General features: G+C 47.8%; 16 protein-coding genes. 6 read left to right on the plus strand and 10 right to left on the minus strand.

Annotated features, from left to right (window positions below):
• Nucleotides 1-9: 9 nt before the first annotated feature.
• The 5 genes from H8K36_RS11440 to H8K36_RS11460 all read right to left on the minus strand — a co-directional run bounded on the left by H8K36_RS11440 (nt 10) and on the right by H8K36_RS11460 (nt 4,584).
• Nucleotides 10-687 carry a Bax inhibitor-1/YccA family protein gene (locus H8K36_RS11440; protein ID WP_186916351.1) on the minus strand — a complete coding sequence of 226 codons (678 nt, stop codon included), beginning with the start codon at nt 685-687 and terminating at the stop codon, nt 10-12.
• 132 nt (nt 688-819) lie between these two features.
• The gene (locus H8K36_RS11445; RefSeq protein ID WP_186916350.1) at nt 820-1,476 is read right to left on the minus strand and encodes an outer membrane beta-barrel protein; all 657 of its coding nucleotides are present in this window, start codon (nt 1,474-1,476) and stop codon (nt 820-822) included.
• Between the two features lie 150 nt (nt 1,477-1,626).
• Nucleotides 1,627-2,208 (minus strand): hypothetical protein, encoded by a 582-nt coding sequence (locus tag H8K36_RS11450; RefSeq protein ID WP_186916349.1) that lies wholly within the window; start codon nt 2,206-2,208, stop codon nt 1,627-1,629.
• 190 nt (nt 2,209-2,398) lie between these two features.
• A complete protein-coding gene (ggt, locus tag H8K36_RS11455; RefSeq protein ID WP_186916348.1) occupies nt 2,399-4,204 on the minus strand; it encodes a gamma-glutamyltransferase in 1,806 nt (601 codons plus the stop codon).
• A 134-nt stretch (nt 4,205-4,338) separates the two neighbouring features.
• Nucleotides 4,339-4,584 carry a hypothetical protein gene (locus tag H8K36_RS11460; protein WP_186916347.1) on the minus strand — a complete coding sequence of 82 codons (246 nt, stop codon included), beginning with the start codon at nt 4,582-4,584 and terminating at the stop codon, nt 4,339-4,341.
• Nucleotides 4,585-4,840: 256 nt separating this feature from the next.
• Here H8K36_RS11460 and H8K36_RS11465 point away from each other — a divergent pair, with 256 nt between their 5' ends.
• Nucleotides 4,841-5,626, plus strand: a complete 786-nt coding sequence (locus tag H8K36_RS11465) for a M48 family metalloprotease (RefSeq protein WP_186916346.1) — start codon at nt 4,841-4,843, stop codon at nt 5,624-5,626.
• On the opposite strand, the gene H8K36_RS11470 is transcribed toward H8K36_RS11465, so the two are convergent.
• On the minus strand, nt 5,620-6,537 hold the full coding sequence (locus H8K36_RS11470; RefSeq protein WP_186916345.1) for a hypothetical protein: 918 nt from the start codon (nt 6,535-6,537) through the stop codon (nt 5,620-5,622). The two genes, H8K36_RS11465 and H8K36_RS11470, sit on opposite strands and share 7 nt — an antisense overlap.
• Nucleotides 6,538-6,884: 347 nt before the next feature.
• Here H8K36_RS11470 and H8K36_RS11475 point away from each other — a divergent pair, with 347 nt between their 5' ends.
• The gene (locus H8K36_RS11475) at nt 6,885-8,084 is read left to right on the plus strand and encodes a GGDEF domain-containing protein (protein ID WP_186916344.1); all 1,200 of its coding nucleotides are present in this window, start codon (nt 6,885-6,887) and stop codon (nt 8,082-8,084) included.
• Here H8K36_RS11475 and H8K36_RS11480 read toward each other — a convergent pair.
• Nucleotides 8,068-9,636 (minus strand): amidohydrolase family protein, encoded by a 1,569-nt coding sequence (locus tag H8K36_RS11480; RefSeq protein WP_186916343.1) that lies wholly within the window; start codon nt 9,634-9,636, stop codon nt 8,068-8,070. The two genes, H8K36_RS11475 and H8K36_RS11480, sit on opposite strands and share 17 nt — an antisense overlap.
• Before the next feature lie 194 nt (nt 9,637-9,830).
• On the opposite strand from H8K36_RS11480, the gene H8K36_RS11485 reads away from it, so the two are divergent.
• Nucleotides 9,831-10,925 carry an AraC family transcriptional regulator gene (locus tag H8K36_RS11485; RefSeq protein WP_186916342.1) on the plus strand — a complete coding sequence of 365 codons (1,095 nt, stop codon included), beginning with the start codon at nt 9,831-9,833 and terminating at the stop codon, nt 10,923-10,925.
• 82 nt (nt 10,926-11,007) lie between these two features.
• Here H8K36_RS11485 and H8K36_RS11490 read toward each other — a convergent pair whose 3' ends face one another.
• On the minus strand, nt 11,008-11,946 hold the full coding sequence (locus H8K36_RS11490; RefSeq protein ID WP_186916629.1) for a LysR family transcriptional regulator: 939 nt from the start codon (nt 11,944-11,946) through the stop codon (nt 11,008-11,010).
• A gap of 257 nt (nt 11,947-12,203) precedes the next feature.
• Between H8K36_RS11490 and H8K36_RS11495 the strand changes: the two genes are divergently transcribed.
• Nucleotides 12,204-13,142, plus strand: coding sequence for an NADP-dependent oxidoreductase (locus H8K36_RS11495; protein ID WP_186916341.1), 939 nt, complete (start codon nt 12,204-12,206; stop codon nt 13,140-13,142).
• A 129-nt stretch (nt 13,143-13,271) separates the two neighbouring features.
• A complete protein-coding gene (locus H8K36_RS11500; RefSeq protein ID WP_186916340.1) occupies nt 13,272-13,658 on the plus strand; it encodes a VOC family protein in 387 nt (128 codons plus the stop codon).
• A gap of 531 nt (nt 13,659-14,189) precedes the next feature.
• Here H8K36_RS11500 and H8K36_RS11505 read toward each other — a convergent pair.
• Complete coding sequence (locus tag H8K36_RS11505; protein ID WP_186916646.1) at nt 14,190-14,384, minus strand: hypothetical protein; 195 nt, start codon at nt 14,382-14,384, stop codon at nt 14,190-14,192.
• A 145-nt stretch (nt 14,385-14,529) separates the two neighbouring features.
• The gene (locus tag H8K36_RS11510) at nt 14,530-15,933 is read right to left on the minus strand and encodes an aspartate kinase (RefSeq protein ID WP_186916339.1); all 1,404 of its coding nucleotides are present in this window, start codon (nt 15,931-15,933) and stop codon (nt 14,530-14,532) included.
• 218 nt (nt 15,934-16,151) lie between these two features.
• On the opposite strand from H8K36_RS11510, the gene H8K36_RS11515 reads away from it, so the two are divergent.
• Nucleotides 16,152-17,309, plus strand: a complete 1,158-nt coding sequence (locus H8K36_RS11515; RefSeq protein WP_186916338.1) for a hypothetical protein — start codon at nt 16,152-16,154, stop codon at nt 17,307-17,309.
• The last annotated feature ends 54 nt before the right edge of the window (nt 17,310-17,363 follow it).

Raw genomic sequence — 17,363 nt, forward strand, 5'->3', positions numbered from 1 at the left:
CAAACAGAATTAGTCGCGGCTCATAAAGATGCGCAACACGTACCAGAACATCATCGCGATGGATGCAAACAATTCCAAGGCTGCACCAACATAGCGATCTTCATCATAGTGATGGAAGATATTTGATGCATCGTACAAAATCGCAGCACCTGCTAAACCGACCATCGCTACCGAGAAGAACAAGCCTAATTGGAAGCCAAAAATAGCGCCGCACACGATCAAAACCAAAGCCAAGATACCGCCCCATTTCAAGACGCTACCGAGGAAGCTAAAATCTTTGCGAGAAGTATAAGCAACGGCAATCAAGCCACCAGTAGCAACCAGTGTTACCACTGCAGCGTTGGTGATCATGCCTGGTGCTACTGAATTCGCAATGAACAAGATTGGCACAAACAATAAAGCTTCAGCTACTACGTAGGCAGCAAGTGCTGCGTACTGAGCACCTTTGCTAGTCGCCGAATGTGCAGTACGTGTTGCCAGCCAACCGACTAACATAAACGCACCAAGAATCGCTAACCAAGGCAATGCGAACATCGCACGAGCCATGCTTTCTGCGATACCGCTCATAAATAAAGCACATTCGATCAAGGTGAAACCAACAATGGCAGCACCTAAATGGTTAAATGTACGTCCGATAAATTTCTCACGTGATGGGCTAAAGCCCTCTTGTGCGCTAGCGATTTCCATGTTTTCCCTTTATTTTTAATGTAGTCAAACTACCGCTGGTGTTGAAATTTCCTCACCAGCGGCGTGGCAAAAGCTTAACGTCATTTACCAATTTAAGCAATGAGCCTCATATGAGGTCAAAGGTATTTCACATTAGAACTGGAAGCTTGCAGAAATTCCGACGTGATCACCTTTTATTGCAGCTGAACGCACAGCAATTGATTGACTACCGACAGAGTACTTATTCGCTTTGTAGTTTTCTGCGACATAACGCACATTGATCCACAATTTTGGAGAAATCGCATAACCAACTTCGGCAATCGCACCTGTCGTATTATCAAATTCCAGTGTTTTAGTGGTAGCACCTTTAATTTGAGAAGTGTAACGTGGTGATTGCACCGCACGAACACCCACGCCAAAGCGCCATTGTTCTACACCAGTAAAGAACAACATACCTTCAATCGGGAAGCGATGAAAACGCATGGTACCATTCGTTGCATCAGTATCATTGACGTGGTAGTTCGCAGTCAATTGTGCTGCGATAGGAAGATCATTCGCTTCATAGATACCACCAAAGCCAAACTCAAGCATGCCGCCCGCATTGATTTTTTGATCTGTACCGTTAGTGTATTGCGCAACCGCGATCGTATCACCGCCAAAAGTGAAACCTGCATTTCCAACAAACTGAAATCCTTTTGTGGATGCAGCAGTAGGCGCTGGTGCGTTAGCAGGACGATCTTGTGCAGCTGCGCTCAAACTTGTTAATGCGATTGCTGCAGCAGCGACGTGGCGTAAAGACAAAGAAAACATATACATCTACTTTCAAAGTGAAAAATGTGATGCGCATCGATCAAGATAATCGAATTGACAAACACGGGGTTACTTCGACCTCTCGCGAGGTCAAAAAAGAGGCTTAAAAAAGAGGGACCTACAATATGCGCTAAAGAGTATTCAAAGCGATTACTTTGCTTTCAACTCTTTCGACTGGTAAGCAGGAAGTTTTTCATAGTCACGCGAACAGACTAAGGCGAATGCTGCGCCGTCGCCGGTAGTGGGTGAGCCAACTACTGAGGGAGGCCTGTTCGCATTTTCGAAGCGTTTAATGAACTCTGGTTTGCTTCGAATATTACGGTAAATTTCAATGGCAAACGACTGATGCTGATTGCTGTCGCAATAAAAGTATTTCCGCGTCAAAACATCAAATTGCGCTAAGGAACTACCATCTTTGAATACCGATTGACTTGAGTCTACCGGAACAATGAACATCGCTACTTCGGCAACGCGCCCCTTCCATTTCACATGATTGATATCGAGATAAATCACGTTGTTATTCTGCTTTACTAACAACAGTGGATGCCAATCGATGGGCATATCGGGTGCCTTACTACATTTGCCTGGATACTCATCCATGCTGCTTGCATATTGCTTTCCATTCTCGGTATCACAAATGAAGAGATTCACCGTTTGCGGTGGCGTCGGACTTGCCTGTACTGGAGACAAGATGCTTAAAAGCAGCAGAGAGGAAATTGCGATGCGGAACATAATAAGTCTAAAGTTTGAAAGAGTGGAGCACCGATTTTTCTCAGAGGAAATTGAGTAAAGCGATGCGAAGTCCGCATTATAAATGCAGACCTACTCAAACAATTTGACGATGTGACGAAACGCGGGAAATCGACCGCAAATGACACTTTTTAAGACTTCAAAATAGAAAGAATTCCTTAAGGCAAGAGCTTTAGTGTGCCTTCTTCTGCACCTTCGCACTACCAACTCCATGACGCTGCGGTTCACTGACTGCAGTTACCGTACCGTCAGTATGAAAGACGATGGCATTGGCAGCACCAATCTCGGGATCACTCTCATCGATCTGCCAAACATGCCCCAGAAGTGCCAATCCTACTGCCTGAGCAGAATGAATAAAGTTAGGTTCAACTTGCGTTTTGCCTTCGTTACGCTCAGACAAACGCGGTGCCGCTATCGCTTGTACCATAGGCATCTGCATATCAACATGATTTACGATGCTTTGCAGCACAGTAGTAATAATGGTCGAACCTCCTGGGCTGCCAATCGTGAATACTGGTTTGCCGTTCTTCATCGCAATGAAAGGCGCGATGCTACTACGTGGGCGCTTACCGGCTTCAGGAATATTCGGGTGCGGTGGAGTGAAATCGAAATCGGTTAACTCATTGTTCAAGAGAAAGCCATATCCCGGCACCACCATACCATTACCACCCCAATCTTCGATCGTATAGGTGTAGGCCACAATGTTTCCCTCTTTATCGCTCACCGTTAGATGCGTCGTGTGCTTGCGTTCTTCTTGTAATTTATTGGTGGGAGCTTGCGGGCGCAAGGTGACGCTTGGATCATTTTGAAACGCATACGGATCACCCGCTGCCGTCGGCGTGTCGCGCGACATACTGCTGTTACTCGAAATCAGCGTTGCTCTTTGTTTGGCATAGGCTTTATCGAGCAGCCCCGCGACTGGAACATCCACAAATTCTGGATCACCCAAATACGCGTTTCGATCAGCGAATGCTAAACGCGCCGCTTCCAAATAGAGATGCTCAATTTGTTGACGCGACATGCCTTTGGTATCGAAGTTTTCAAGGATATTGAGTGCTTCTGCAACGGTAATGCCGCCACTACTTGGCAAGCCCATACTGACCAAATCCAAACCGCGATAAGTACTTCGCACAGGCAAACGCCAACGCGCTTCATAGTTCTGTAAATCGGCGCTATTCATATTGCCTGCAACGACCTGCACACCATTTTTTGCTGGCGGTTGGTTGACGGTTTGGAGTAATCCCTGTGCCACGGGTCCACGATAAAAACCATTGACACCAGCTTGGGCGATGATGCGATAGGTTTTGGCGAGATCAGGATTCTTAAAATGAAACCCGATCGGTAAAGCTTTTCCCTCATGTAAATACAATGCACTACTCGATGTGTAACGCGCAAATTTCTCAACCGCACCTTGATTCAAATGATGAAAGATCGGAGTAACAGTAAATCCTTTTTGTGCCACTTGAATGGCGGGCGCCAATACCTGTTTAAATGACAGACGGCCATAGCGAGTCAAGGCCTCATCCCAACCGCGCACAGTGCCTGGAACGCCGACCGCCATACCGCTATTAACAGCCTCTTCCCATGCGATTGCTTTGCCGTTTCGCATGAACGCATCGGATCGAAAGCCTGCAGGTGCAGTTTCGCGATGATCAAGTGTGATGAAACGGTTTTCTTTGGCGAGATAAATCAACATGAATCCACCGCCACCAATACCGCAACTAAAAGGATCAGTAACACCTAAAGTCGCCGCTGCTGCTACTGCGGCATCAATTGCGTTGCCACCACGATTGAGGATATCTATCGCGGACTGCGTAGCGTGCTCATTGATAGTCGCAACCGCACCACCACTGCCTGTAACAAAAGGCGTCTTTTGTGCTGACCAAACTTGAGTGCTGGTACTGAGTAGCGCTGCCGAGAGGGTCAAGGAAATTGAAACTGCTAGGATATTTTGAGGGGCCTGGAATGCATTAGTCATGGATGCTCGTGATTGAGTATTGTTTTTCTGATGAGCGATCAACACGCTCGTCTCCGAACATCCAAGATACCTGAAAAGACAAAATCATCGCAAGTAAGAAACTCGAAAGTTTTGCGAGCTGCGTCTCGCAAGCCTCAGACGCAATCGATCTTAGCAACGACAGCAGCTAGTGTGCGCCACTTTGCTTTGACGATTTTTGTTTCGCCGCTGTGGATCAAAATCACGTCAACGCCTTGCGATTTATTCTCAGGAATTGGCTCTTGCTTGGTTTCCATCCAAGCCTTCATCGCAAACGCAAAAGCGATAGTGCCCAGCAAGATAGTCGCCAAGGCTTGAATAAACTGCTTAAATGAAAATACTTTTTGAACATTTTTTAACATGATGCACTCCTCAAAACGACACGACGGTACTAAGCAATGCAGAATTCATGCCAGTCAGGCCTTTTAATTTAAGTGCTTGAATTAAAACAGTAAATTTTTTTCGCCGAGACGCATCGAGTGTCCGCGGCGTGCGCTTGCGAACACTTTCTAGAAAAAGCGAACACCATTGCCATGTAAGCAGACAGGCCTTAAATCGGGCACAATGAAAATATCGCTTTTGCGCTGCTCCGCCCATTTGCATCATCGACATCAAACTATGCCAAGCACTTTTCCTATGCGTCGACTCTTCCTTAAGTGCAGTCTTGGGCTATGGATAAGTGAGGCATGTGCAAAAACAATCACCACGCAATCTGGCTCAAAATGGCAACTCAGTCCGCAATTAGTCGCACAAGGCGCCTCTAAAAAATATCGTGTCAAAGTCGGCGAATTACAACAAGCCTATTTGCTCGACACGGATGTACAGCTTACCGAACGCCTCCAACGCATCATGGCAAAACTCGCCAATCAAGCCGCCATTGACTACCGTGGCAGTGGTCACTGGCAATGGGAAATTCATAGCAGTGATCAACACGACGAAAGTTCCTATAGCATGGCGGGCGGAAAAATCATGATCAGCAAGCCACAAGTCAATGCATTGGCATTAAACGAAACTGAACTTGCAATGTTGATTGCCCACGAAATGGCACATTCTCTGCTACTTCACAATTTTGCTGAAGACCAAGAAGCGCTGCGCTTATTTCCGGCGTGGCTCAATCAAGATTTCGAAGAATTTGAAACGGCTATTGATGATGACGACACGCTCGTCACAGCCTTAGCCGCACTCGGCAAACAGCAGGAATTTGAGGCCGACCTAGGCGGTATGGAATTGGCATTGAAGGCGGGATACCCAGCCAAGAACTTAATGACATTCTTTGAAAAGCTCAAGAAGCGCAGTGCCTATCCCAATTTTGAGAGTCGTAGTCACCCCGCTCCTGCCGAGCGCCTGCAACGCTTGCGTGATTGGTTTCAGCAGCAAGCCCAAAAAAACAATTTACATCAATGATTGAGAAGTGCCGCTTTCAATTCGACCAAATCGAAAGGTCCAAAGTTTTGATAACGTTCGTCTTTCAAGATCATTGATAAACGAATCACGCGCGCCTTAGGAAAACGGCGCATCACATAACCCTTCAATTGAAATTGTTGCTCAGTTTTCGCCACTTGCACCATCACCGACACTTCGCTGTGCACGGGTAACACAAAAGCATCGTGGTGTTCTTCAGCATCTCCTTGCAATTGCACGCGTATCGCTTGATCTGAGACATCAATTATCTTCCACGCCCCAAGCCATGGACCATTGGGCTCTGCCAACAGCACAGGTACATCGGTTTTGACACGCGATTTTCCGCGTTGATCGGTGATGCTCATCGTTTCTAAATTGGGCATCAAACAGATCATATTTTGGTGAGCATAGGGCCCATGATCAAGAGCGATGCGTTCATTGACCACGGTATCAACCACGGATGCACCACGCCCCGCTTGGGAAGATAAGAGAGAAATCGTATTGCCCACTTCGAACTGACGCCCGCGACCCAAAGCTGCGCGACGTTCGTAGTCAAGATGTCGTTCTAAGTCGGAAGTGTCAGGCACCACCAATTCAAAATTCTGTAACTGCGATACGTGTAAACGCTCGCCATTGGCACCGATTTTGAAAAATGCCGGATCTCCCTCAGCGTTATTATCAATCGCGTTCATGCTGTAAATAAAATGTCCGTTGACACGATAAGCAATCACCATTGTGTCAAACACAATGTCAGATTTGTAGCCCGGGTAGTAGCGCTGTTTACGACCTAAAGGGAAGAGCTCAATGACGGGACGCAACCATGCGAAACGCTGGTCGATAGCGCTCGATTCGTCCATGACGATATGCGGTTTTTCGTCGCTCTTGAAAGCAATACTCAACAAAGTTTTTAACACGGCAGTCTCAACCAATCAGAAAGTCATTCGCCTGTGGGTTCAATCAACACGCAGCAACGCATTTGGGAAAAAATGGCCACACTACTTTGTACAGGATTTTTATCGATTCAAATCGGAGATTAGAAGGTAAAACATAGACTATCTGCAAACATTCAGTGTTCATAGAGCGACAGTCCAGCCGATCTCGATCGTATCTACCTGCTTTTCCTAAAACAGTAACACAGGGAAACATTAATTCGCTTTAAAATAGAGCCCTCCGTGTTGCGCGATTGGCCCAACAAGCTGAATACTATTTACTTTTTTCATTCCCAAAGATTCACCTTTGCAGCGGCTACCGCCAAACGATAATGCAATTAGACCCGCGCACCATCTTAATCATCTGGGCTACCATCAATGTGATGTTTGCTGGGGTACTTGCTTTGGTCGGCAAGCAGTCAGAAGAGATTCGCGGGGCCAAGCAGTGGGCGTGGGGAGACCTGTTGATCGGGCTCTCATTTGCCCTTTCTAGTCAGGTCACAAGTCCTGCACCGTTTCATGTTGTGCTATTCGCCTCGGTTGGTATAGGGACAGGCTTTGGGCTACTCTACAACGGGATTGAAGCTTTCCGCGGCAAACGCTGTTCGTATTGGATTCCCGTCGTTTTATCGATCGCGATGTTTAGCAATAATTTTGCATTCGCGTTTCTTGAAAGCGAACCTCGCCTACGCATTCTAATTAATTTTGTCTTCTTTGCAGGAATACACATCGCTTGTGCTCGCGCCTTATTTGTCAAGGTGGAAGCGCCTTTGCGTACTGCATATTGGATAGCAGGCTTATCTTTTTCTTTGATTGCAGTCTTGTGCGTCGCACGCATCGTCAGCTTGCTGTTTTTTACTGTTGACACAGTGAAGATGTTTAGCAACACGGGCGTGAATCCCTATGTATTCTTCTTCGCTAGCATGGCGCAGATGTCGATGTCTCTTGCCTTCATGCTATTGATTAATACGGCCTTGGCCAATCGTTTGATCGCCCTAGCAGCTACCGATGCGCTTACCGGTCTAATGAACCGTCGCAGCTTAGATCAAGAAATTACGCGCCAACTCGCTAACGAGAAACGCCATGGCGAGTGTATGAGTTTGATGATGATAGACGTAGATCACTTCAAGCAAATCAATGACCAACACGGCCATCTTGCGGGTGACGAAGTGTTGAGACGTTTGGCGCATCTGATGCAGTCCGTGGTTCGCACCAACGACTATATCGCTCGTTATGGCGGCGAGGAATTTTGTATTCTGCTACCCGGTACGAATGAGGCGCAGGCGCTGATCCTTGCCGAACGCCTACGTCGCTTGTTTAACGAATTAGTGATTGAATGGGATGGTGATATTGTGCGCGGCAGTATTAGCATTGGCGTGGCAGACACGCTTCATGATGCACATGAAGCGCATTCTATTCTCTCTGCAGCCGACCTCGCCCTCTACATGGCCAAACATCAAGGGAGAAACCGTGTCATTGCGTTTTCCGCTTATGGTAAACACGATGTCTCTGTCATCACGGCAAAATCTTAGGCTGCCGCGCAGATAATTTGGTGCGTTCGACCGCGACTCCACGCAAGATCACCCACCGAATTTGATCATAGGCTTTGATATCTTCAAGCGGATTTTTCTCTAACAATAGGAGATCAGCTTGCTTTCCTACCGCGATACTACCGATGTGCTCTTGCAAACCCAATGCACGTGCATTTTCTATCGTCATGGCCTGGAATAACTCAGATAAGTTCATCCCGGCTTCCAGCCAACGATCCATTTCCCAACGTCCATTCATGCCAGGAAATTGGGTGTAGAAAGGTCCGCTCGGTGTATCACTACCGAACTGCAAACGCGCGCCCTCACGATGCAGGTGAGCCATCATTTGTCTGACCGTGGTCAACGGTTTTTGATACATCTTGCTGATCGCTTGATACATCGCAGCAGGAGGCATCGCTACCGTTGCGACTTCTTCAGTCAGGATATTCTTCATCCATTGCCCTTTCTCGCTTTGATACCATTGCATGAGCGAAGCTGGAATAGCATCGGCTACGTAAGGATGCTGAAAAAAAGCCGGATTGGTTTCCTCTTGCTCGCCATACAGTACTTGCATCGTCGGTTGCACCGAGATGCCAGCATGTTTGATTTCTTGCGCCATTTGTTTTAACCGTGTTTGATTGACTGTTGCATCGACGTTTTTCGTCTCGTGCCAAAGACCATGGACTAGGGTATCAACTCCCGATTGCAAGGCAAACTCATAGGCTGACTGCGAATTGCCATGCAAATACACAGGTAAGTTGCTTTGATGCGCCTCTTTCACTACTGCGCGAATTAACTCAATCGATGGCACTGGCAAGTTTTTCTTTGGGCCAAAACCTGTTTCGTAAAACACCTTAATACAACTCGCCCCGGCTTGTTTGGCCGCTTGCACTACAGCTGCAGGACTATGCTGTTCGACGACAAAATTGGATGGGTAGACATTGGGCTGTGCTTGATCAAACAGCATCATCTTGGCGGCCGGGACTTGGAATTGCAGATCCTTATCCATCCAAGAAGCTGGATAGCCATTCGGTATCGTCACTGGAGCGCAGAAAAAGGCGCGCGGTGCTATCGCTTCTTGATTCCACTTTGCAATGAAATCGGCATCACCCGTCAGATCCAACACGGTGGTGAATCCAAAGTAAGCATAACTACGCGGCATTTGATTGCGCGCTTCCAGCACCATCGCAGTATCAGCTGTACTTGGATTGTCTTCGCTGATATAGCCGGGGACGCCATCGAGATGTACATGGGCATCGATCAAACCAGGAATTAAATACTGACGCTTGCCATCAATTTTGCGTCCTGCTTGAGGCTTGCTCTTATTCGTCGCTGACTGGATGCCTACGATCTTACCGTTCTCCAATAAGACATCGAACAAACCACTTGCAGGCTTTTCGGTTCCAATAAGATGCACATTTTGAATCAAGGTTCTGTCGGTCGACATGGTTTGCGCTTGCACCACATGCGATGACAAAGCGGCAATACCAATGAGAAGCGAGCCAAATGGTGCATTGAGCAAGCGCTGAAACTTGCCAGTAAAAAAGAAACTCATGTCTAACCCTCCGTTGAAAAGAACGGTCTCAGTTTCTGTGTTTAAACGCCTTTCAACGACCGAAAACGCGATCGAGGACCACTTTTCACTCAATTTCGGTCTGGTTTATCGGATTTATTGGGAAAAAATGGGGTGATGATACTTAAAATGCACGTATTTCAATTAAAGTACCAAGCATAGTTTATGATCGTCAGATGACTTATTACCTTAGCCACATCCAGATCGCCAATGCCGTTTTATGCCTACTGATGGCAGCGCAGTTATTGGGCATGCCCGCGATGCGCACCCTACCGAAGCGCCTGTTGGCGATGAATTGTTTTCTGTATGCACACCAAAGTATTGCCTTGGTGATCCTACTCAATAGCAATTCGGCATGGTTTTCGCTCAGCCGACCGCTCGGGGCGATGCTGCTGGGACCAGCGCTTTACCTCTATTTTGCCTGCCTCCAACGAACAGATGGCAAGTTGCGTCGCCATGACCTTTGGCATGCCTTCGCCGCAATCCTCATCTTCCTATGCCTCTATCTCATCAAGCCCATGCGAGCATGGATAGACACCGCCATTCTCATCAGCTTTGTCCTGTATACCATGATCACCGCCTGGAGTATGCGCCCCGGTCAGCAAGCACTCGCTCACTTGGGTAGCCATGCGGCATCTGCTTTCATTTGGCTCAAAGCCTTGTTAGCGATGTCTGTGGTCAACATCATCATAGAACTCGCGGTCAATCTGGAACTGGCTCAGGGTACAGCACTTAGCGACTCGATTTCCATGCTGATTGCCAGCATCGCTTTCTTTGCCATCAACGCGACCATGGTCTTAGCCGCCTTACAGCGGAGTCACTTCTTGGAATGGATGTATCAATTTGGCGCACCCCAAAAACTGGGGGAGGATGCAGTCGAGCCAAAATCAGATACCGCGATTGAAGAACAAACAGAATGTCGGGCTTTATTTGAGCGTTGGGTGCAGCTTATTCAGACGGAGCAACTACACAAGCTGGAATTCGGCATCACCTTGCCGCAAGCTGCACGAAAACTCCAGATCCCCGCACGGCAGTTATCCAATGCGGTCAATCAAATCTATGGTAAAAGTTTCTCGATGCATTTGAATGATCTGCGTGTTCAAGAGGCCCAAGTGCTGCTCAGTAGCCGACCTGATCTCAGTATCATTGAGGTGATGCATGAAGCTGGCTTTAGTACAAAATCTAACTTCAATAAAGAATTCTTGCGTGTAACGGGGATGTCGCCAAGCGCCTACCGTGACGAAAATTTATCCGCCTCACCACTTCCATAACGCCAGCCCGTGCGCCCCCTCTTCCTTCACAATTTCAAATAGTGTGCAGCGGAGGTCTCGTTTATGCCTTTTAAAAGCGGCCCTATGTCCTAGCATCACTATTCGCAATCTCCGCCATCACAAAATCAACGAAGGCACGCACTGTCGCTGACATTAAGCGATTCGGCAAATACACCAAAGAGTAAGGACGCGTTTGGCCGTTATATTCTTTGAGCACCTCGACTAATCGCCCTTGCGCGATATCATCAGCCACAATGTAGTGAAAACTTTGGCAGATACCGCCACCATTTTTTGCCAAGGTCATGCCACCCAAGACGTCATCAGTGACGCTAATACTAGGGGCAAATGCAAACTCCTGAGTCTCGCCGTTTACCTCAAAATACCAAGGAAATGGGCGCCCGGTACTTGGCAGCAGAAATTGCAAACAGCGATGTTGATGCAAGTCTTCTGGTGTGCGCGGCATCCCAAAACGTTTTAAGTAAGAAGGCGAAGCATAGGTGCCACGCACCACATCCTCAAGCTTACGTGCGACCAAGCCAGAAGCCAAACGTGCATCGTCTAAATAGCCAAGACGTATCGCCACATCATAGCCTTCTTCAACGAAGTCGACATTGCGATTGGAGATGTTGAGCTCGATCTTGATTTTCGGATAGCGTTCAAAAAAACGTGGCATCAATGGCAGTAAGCGATAGTGTGCGTAGGTGGTGGGTGCGCTGATTCGCAAGCTACCACTGGGTTCACGCTGCTTGCCAGCGAGACTTAACTCCGCTTCACGAATCTGCTGCAACGCTTGTGTACATTGTTCGTAATACGCCTTGCCTTCCTCAGTTAAACGGATCTGCCTCGTAGTACGCGCAAATAGTTTGACCTGCAAACGCGCTTCTAATCTGGCGACCGATCGACTCACTGCTGCAGGGGTTAGGCCCAAAGCGCTCGCTGCCAAGGTGAAACTTTGCTGTTCCGCAGCTTTACAAAACAACTCAATCGAGCCCAGTTGTACCGGGTCGAAATCTCGGTTGATATTGCGACTTGATCCCACCATGACTCTGGTTCCTCACCGTTGAAGCTTATTGCTGATACCGGCATGTGATGACAAAACTTCCTAGCCAAATCTGGCTTTTATTGGCCAAAATTTCCGTGTTTTATCGTTTGTTAATTACATTATGTAATAAATCATATGCTTAGTCGTCTGTTTATTCAAGTGCGCGAGCAGCCTACACTGGCGCCATCGACATTGATCGAAAACCCTCACAAACTTATCAACAAGAGAGATATCGTATGAACAACACACATAAAGCCGTCCGCATCCACCAATTTGGTGGCCCTGAAGTTTTAGTTTATGAAGATGCGCCTGTGCCAAGCATTCAAGCCGATGAAGTACTGGTCAAAATTCACGCTGCCAGCGTTAATCCAGTCGACTGGAAGGTGCGTGAAGGCTACCTCAAGGACATGATGCCACACCAACTGCCTTTGGTTTTAGGCTGGGATTTCGCAGGTGAAATCGTCGCCGTCGGCAGTGGGGTTAGCGACTGGAAGATCGGCGATGCCGTGTATGCGCGCCCTGATATCGCTCGCGATGGTAGTTATGCTGAACACATCGCCGTCCGTGCTAGTGAAATCGCCGCGAAGCCAAGTAAAGCAACATGGCAAGAAGCAGCCGCTGTACCATTGGCGGCGCTGACAGCATGGCAAGCACTGTACGAAATTGCAGGCTTACAAGCCGGTGAAAGTGTGTTGATACATGCTGGGGCAGGTGGCGTTGGTAGCTTCGCTATTCAACTCGCAAAACTGCGTGGCGCTCACGTCATCACAACGACATCAACAAAAAATGTAGCCTTGGTCAAAGCATTAGGCGCAGACGAAGTGATCGACTACACACAACAAGACTTCAGCCAATTGCGTGATCTTGATGTGGTGTTCGATACCCTGGGCGGCGAGATTCAAGACAATTCCTGGCAAACCTTAAAACAAGGCGGTCGTTTGGTATCGATTATCTCAGGACCATCTGAAGAAGCCGCCGCGCGCATCAACGGTAAAGCACTGTTCTGCTTCGTGCAGCCTAGCGCAGAGCAGCTGACCTCCTTAGCGAAATTGATCGATGCTGAACAATTGAAGATCGTCATCGACAGTGTTTTCCCACTGACTGAGATCATCGCAGCGCATGCCAAGAGCGAAAGTGGTCGTAGCGTTGGTAAAATTGTGATTCAAGTGAGCTAATAGGTATCCTGCGTCAGTAAACAAGCAAGCCTATGTATTTGGTCGTACATAGGCTTTTTTTATGCGCCCTGCTCGTCGAGCAGCGGTAAAATCGGGTTAAATGAAAACTAAAACAATAGGGCATAAAAAATGAAAATTTCTAGCCTCGACCACTTGGTGTTTACCGTTCGCGATATCGATGTGACTTGTGCTTTCTACGAGCGGGTCTTAGGGATGGAAGTTGTGAGCTTTGGCCAAGGGCGCAAGGCATTAAGCTTTGGTTCGCAAAAATTCAACCTGCACCAAGCGGGTAAAGAATTCGAGCCCAAGGCCGATAAGCCAACGCCAGGTGCCATTGATGTGTGTTTGTTGACGAACACCCCTATCGCGGACGTCATCCAGCATCTACAAGAACAAGCCGTTGCCATCACCGAAGGGCCGGTGCAGAGGACAGGGGCGCGAGGGCCGATTATGTCGGTGTATTTTCGCGACCCCGACTTCAATTTGATTGAAGTGGCGAATCATATCTTAGATTAAAAATCGACTGATCTTACCAATCGCTTTAGGAACAAAATATGTTCGCTTTTCTTATTTATTTAGCTTGCAAAGTCATTATCTACAGCGGAGTCTGCGCGTTACTGCGGAACTTCTATCAATTTCCAAAAACCTCGCTTATCGAGTTTTCCGTCAAGTGGGGAACATTACGATTGCTCATTGGCATATTATTCTCCATCCCGATATTGATGACTTTCGCTATCTTGAAGTTAGATAACCTTCCTGATTGGCAAATCGGTGCCATCGTTCTAACACCATATCGTTTTTTAGAATGGGCAGTACTATTTTGGCTCATTAAACGCAAACACGATATTTCTTGGAATAACAAGATCACAGTTTGGCTTCTGATCGCCGTATGCGCGTCCTTCATATCTGATGTAATTGCACTTCTAACTGGCGCAAATAACATAAAACTCTGGTGCTAGAAGAAAAAAGAGCTATCCATAGATAACCAAGCCAAGATGCCACTCCATACTGTGCTTTAAAATTCACAACAGCAATCGTGGAAATTATTCATTTAATTGCTTCAGAGTTCGCATCTTCGCTCGAAGATGCTGCGAATTGTTCTCTCTCTGGTAGCACCAGAGGCGGCAATTTTTTATTCACTAAAGGCAGGTTCGTGACCTCGGTTCCATCAGGACGGACAGCCTGTTGTGCCGACAACCAATCGCCGTTGTCTTTCGCTATGACTTCTAAAGTATTTTGCATTATCTTCTCCCAGTTTTTTCTCACTGGAAGAAGATGATAAACAGATTACGCAAGCTCTGAAAATTGAAACGCAAAAGTTTGTCTTAGCTCAAAGTTCGCGCCATGCCTTGTGTCAAGAAGTAGGAAAAAGTTTACCCAAAGAAAATCAACCACCAAAAAACTCCGCATGCACGGCTTGCAAAGCTTTTTTACGATCTTCTTGATGCACTAACATATACGCAGCCACTTCGCTAGCACCAGCAGCTGCCAAAGTGACGCGCACGCCACTTGCAATCGCTGCCGACAATGCACGGCTGGCAATCGCACTACCCACGTCAGAAGCTTCCAGCACGCCGTCGCCGACGACAGCGACAATCGCCACTTCGTCATTGCGGGAGACATCAACCACGCCGGCTAAATGATGTTCTTTCAAGGCCGCATACGCAGCATCGAGGTGATCTCGCGCCAATAAAATATTAATCGCGGTTTGCGCGGTCAACACACTCTTGATATTGATACCGTTTTGATCAAGCGTATTCGTCACTTGTGCCAAGATGCCAGGTTTGAAGCCAACACCTGGGCCATGCAATTTGAGAATCGCCACGTCTTCGGTTGAGGTTACGCTTTTCACCACGTCTTTGGTCACCTTACGTTGTGCATTAATGATGGTGTAGGGCTGCAAGCCACGATCTGGGCGAGTGATATTTAAGATGCGAATCGGAATATCTTGGTTAAACAATGGCTCCACCGTGCGTGGGTGCAAAATTTTAGCGCCAAAATAAGACAGCTCAGCAGCTTCCAAATAATTCAATTGCGAAATCGAACGCGGGGTCGTCACCGTGCCGGGGTCTGCACTCAAGAAACCATCGACGTCTTTCCACACATCGAGCGACTCTGCACCGATACAGCAAGCAATCGATGCTGCGGAATAATCAGAACCGCCACGACCAAACAGCGTCGTTTTGCCTTCGCGATCAACGCCATAAAAACCGGGCACCACGATGACCTCATTGCCTTCTAAGGCTTTCGCGACCGAGGCAGTACTCGCCTCGAAATCGCAGGCCGAGTTTCCAAACACGCCATCAGTGATCAAACCGATGTCTTCCGGCAAAGCTTCGCGCGCGGCGATGCCACGGCTTAACAACACTTCGGTGAGCAACAAACTTGATAATCGTTCGCCGTAACTGAGAATTGCATCATTCACAAACGTCGGCACATCGCCTATGCAATGAATGCCAGTTAAGAAACGGTCTAATTGATCTAAGCGTTCGCCCAGTGCTTTTTCGGTGCGCTCACGATGTGCTGCATCTTGAATATTCGCTTCCACAATTTCTTTTTTCAAGGCGCGCAGGGTCAAGGTGTAATTGCGGCTCTCGGCCAAAGCGGCTTTAGTACCAGCACCTTCTTTGGCAGCCTGCACACAGCCGATAAGCGCATTGGTAATGCCGTAAAACGCCGACACCACTAGCACCAATGGACGGTTATACGTTTGTACGACATTGACCACGCGGTCGATATCCTGAGGTTGGCGCAAGTTAGAGCCGCCAAATTTAACGACGATTTTTTTCATAAGAAGTACACAGAAAGAGAGCGGTTAACTTCTACAAAACTTGCGAGATTGAAACCAATGGCCATCCGCACGTGCATAGCCCAAGCTTGTAGATTTAGCATAGTCTTCGCAGTATATCGCAAGGCAAAATAGAATCCTAAAAAAGTTCGATACGGATATACTGGCCGCACCTATGTCTTGAGCATAATAGTCAGCGCCATGATGCCGCCATCAAACACATGAAAAAATTCTTGATTCAGCTTCGCAAAACACGGCTTTCATTGACGCTCATCACCTTATTCTTATTGCTTCTGATCTCGCTAGGCCTGGTTCTGTTTTTCGTGGCACAGGCGCGCTTTCGTGAGCCAGGGCCCGCGGTGCCAAGGCCACAGTACTCGGTAACAAAAATAAAGCGTGACGAGGGTAATGCCTTTTTTATTCTGCGCGGGATGGCGGCGGCCGCACATTTGAATGCCTTTGATGCGGGGCTCAACGCGGCCCAGAGAGATCTTGATATTTACGCCAAAGACGCTATTGCGGCAGAATCAGACGAGATAATCAAGGCCAATTTCCCCTTAATGGAAAAACCAGATTGGACCATCTGGAATTGCGCCTTGCCGCCAAAATATTGGCAGACGATTATGAGGGATCGCCAGCATATCCAAACGAAAATCGCCGCCAACGCAGTCGGATTGAAAAGACTAGCTGAAATGCAGGCGCTGCCGCGTTACCAAGAGTATCTTCCACCCGGCATTCTCGACGGCAGCGCCTATTATGCGCATTTCCGCGTAGCGCTGGATATGCATTCGACCTTAGCAATCATCGACATCCAAGATGAAAACACTGCGCCGGCGATCTTGCGTCTCACAAACGACCATATTTTCCTCAGAAAGCTCTTGGCAAATTCTGGCACACTGATCTCGCGGCGGGTCATGCTCGCCACCATGCATAAGCAACTGCAAGATCTCGACCAGATTCTCGAGCGTGCCTCATCTTTGCGTCCAGCAGACATCCAAGCACTACGACAAGCATTTGTTCCTCTAACCGCAGCAGAAGGCGACCTCAGTGCTGTTTTGCAGCATCAGCAACAATGGCAAACGGTGAGTTTCGATAAAGCCGATTGGCAACGCCATTTGCGATTTGCTTTTGAATTGGAAGGTCAGCTCGACGCCATCCATCTCAAGCTCAGAGCGATCAATGAAGGAATCGATTTCACAGGCTTCGAGGCACTAGTACGCGAAGCAAATAAACTGTCAACCTCAGTCAAACTCATTTGGGACGCCAACAGCCGACAACTATCTCTTGACGTCGAACCTTATCGTCCCTCGTGCGGCAAGCAGGTGCTAGCTTTAAACATACCGTTGAACTCTCAAGGCGTCAAAGGCTTATCTAGGTAAAAATGCAAGACGCGATAAACAGAATCAGATTAACCCATCTATTCACGGTATCGT

This window comes from Affinundibacterium nitidum, assembly GCF_014284155.1.
In the GTDB taxonomy this organism is placed as follows: Bacteria; Pseudomonadota; Gammaproteobacteria; order Burkholderiales; family Burkholderiaceae_D; genus Undibacterium; species Undibacterium nitidum.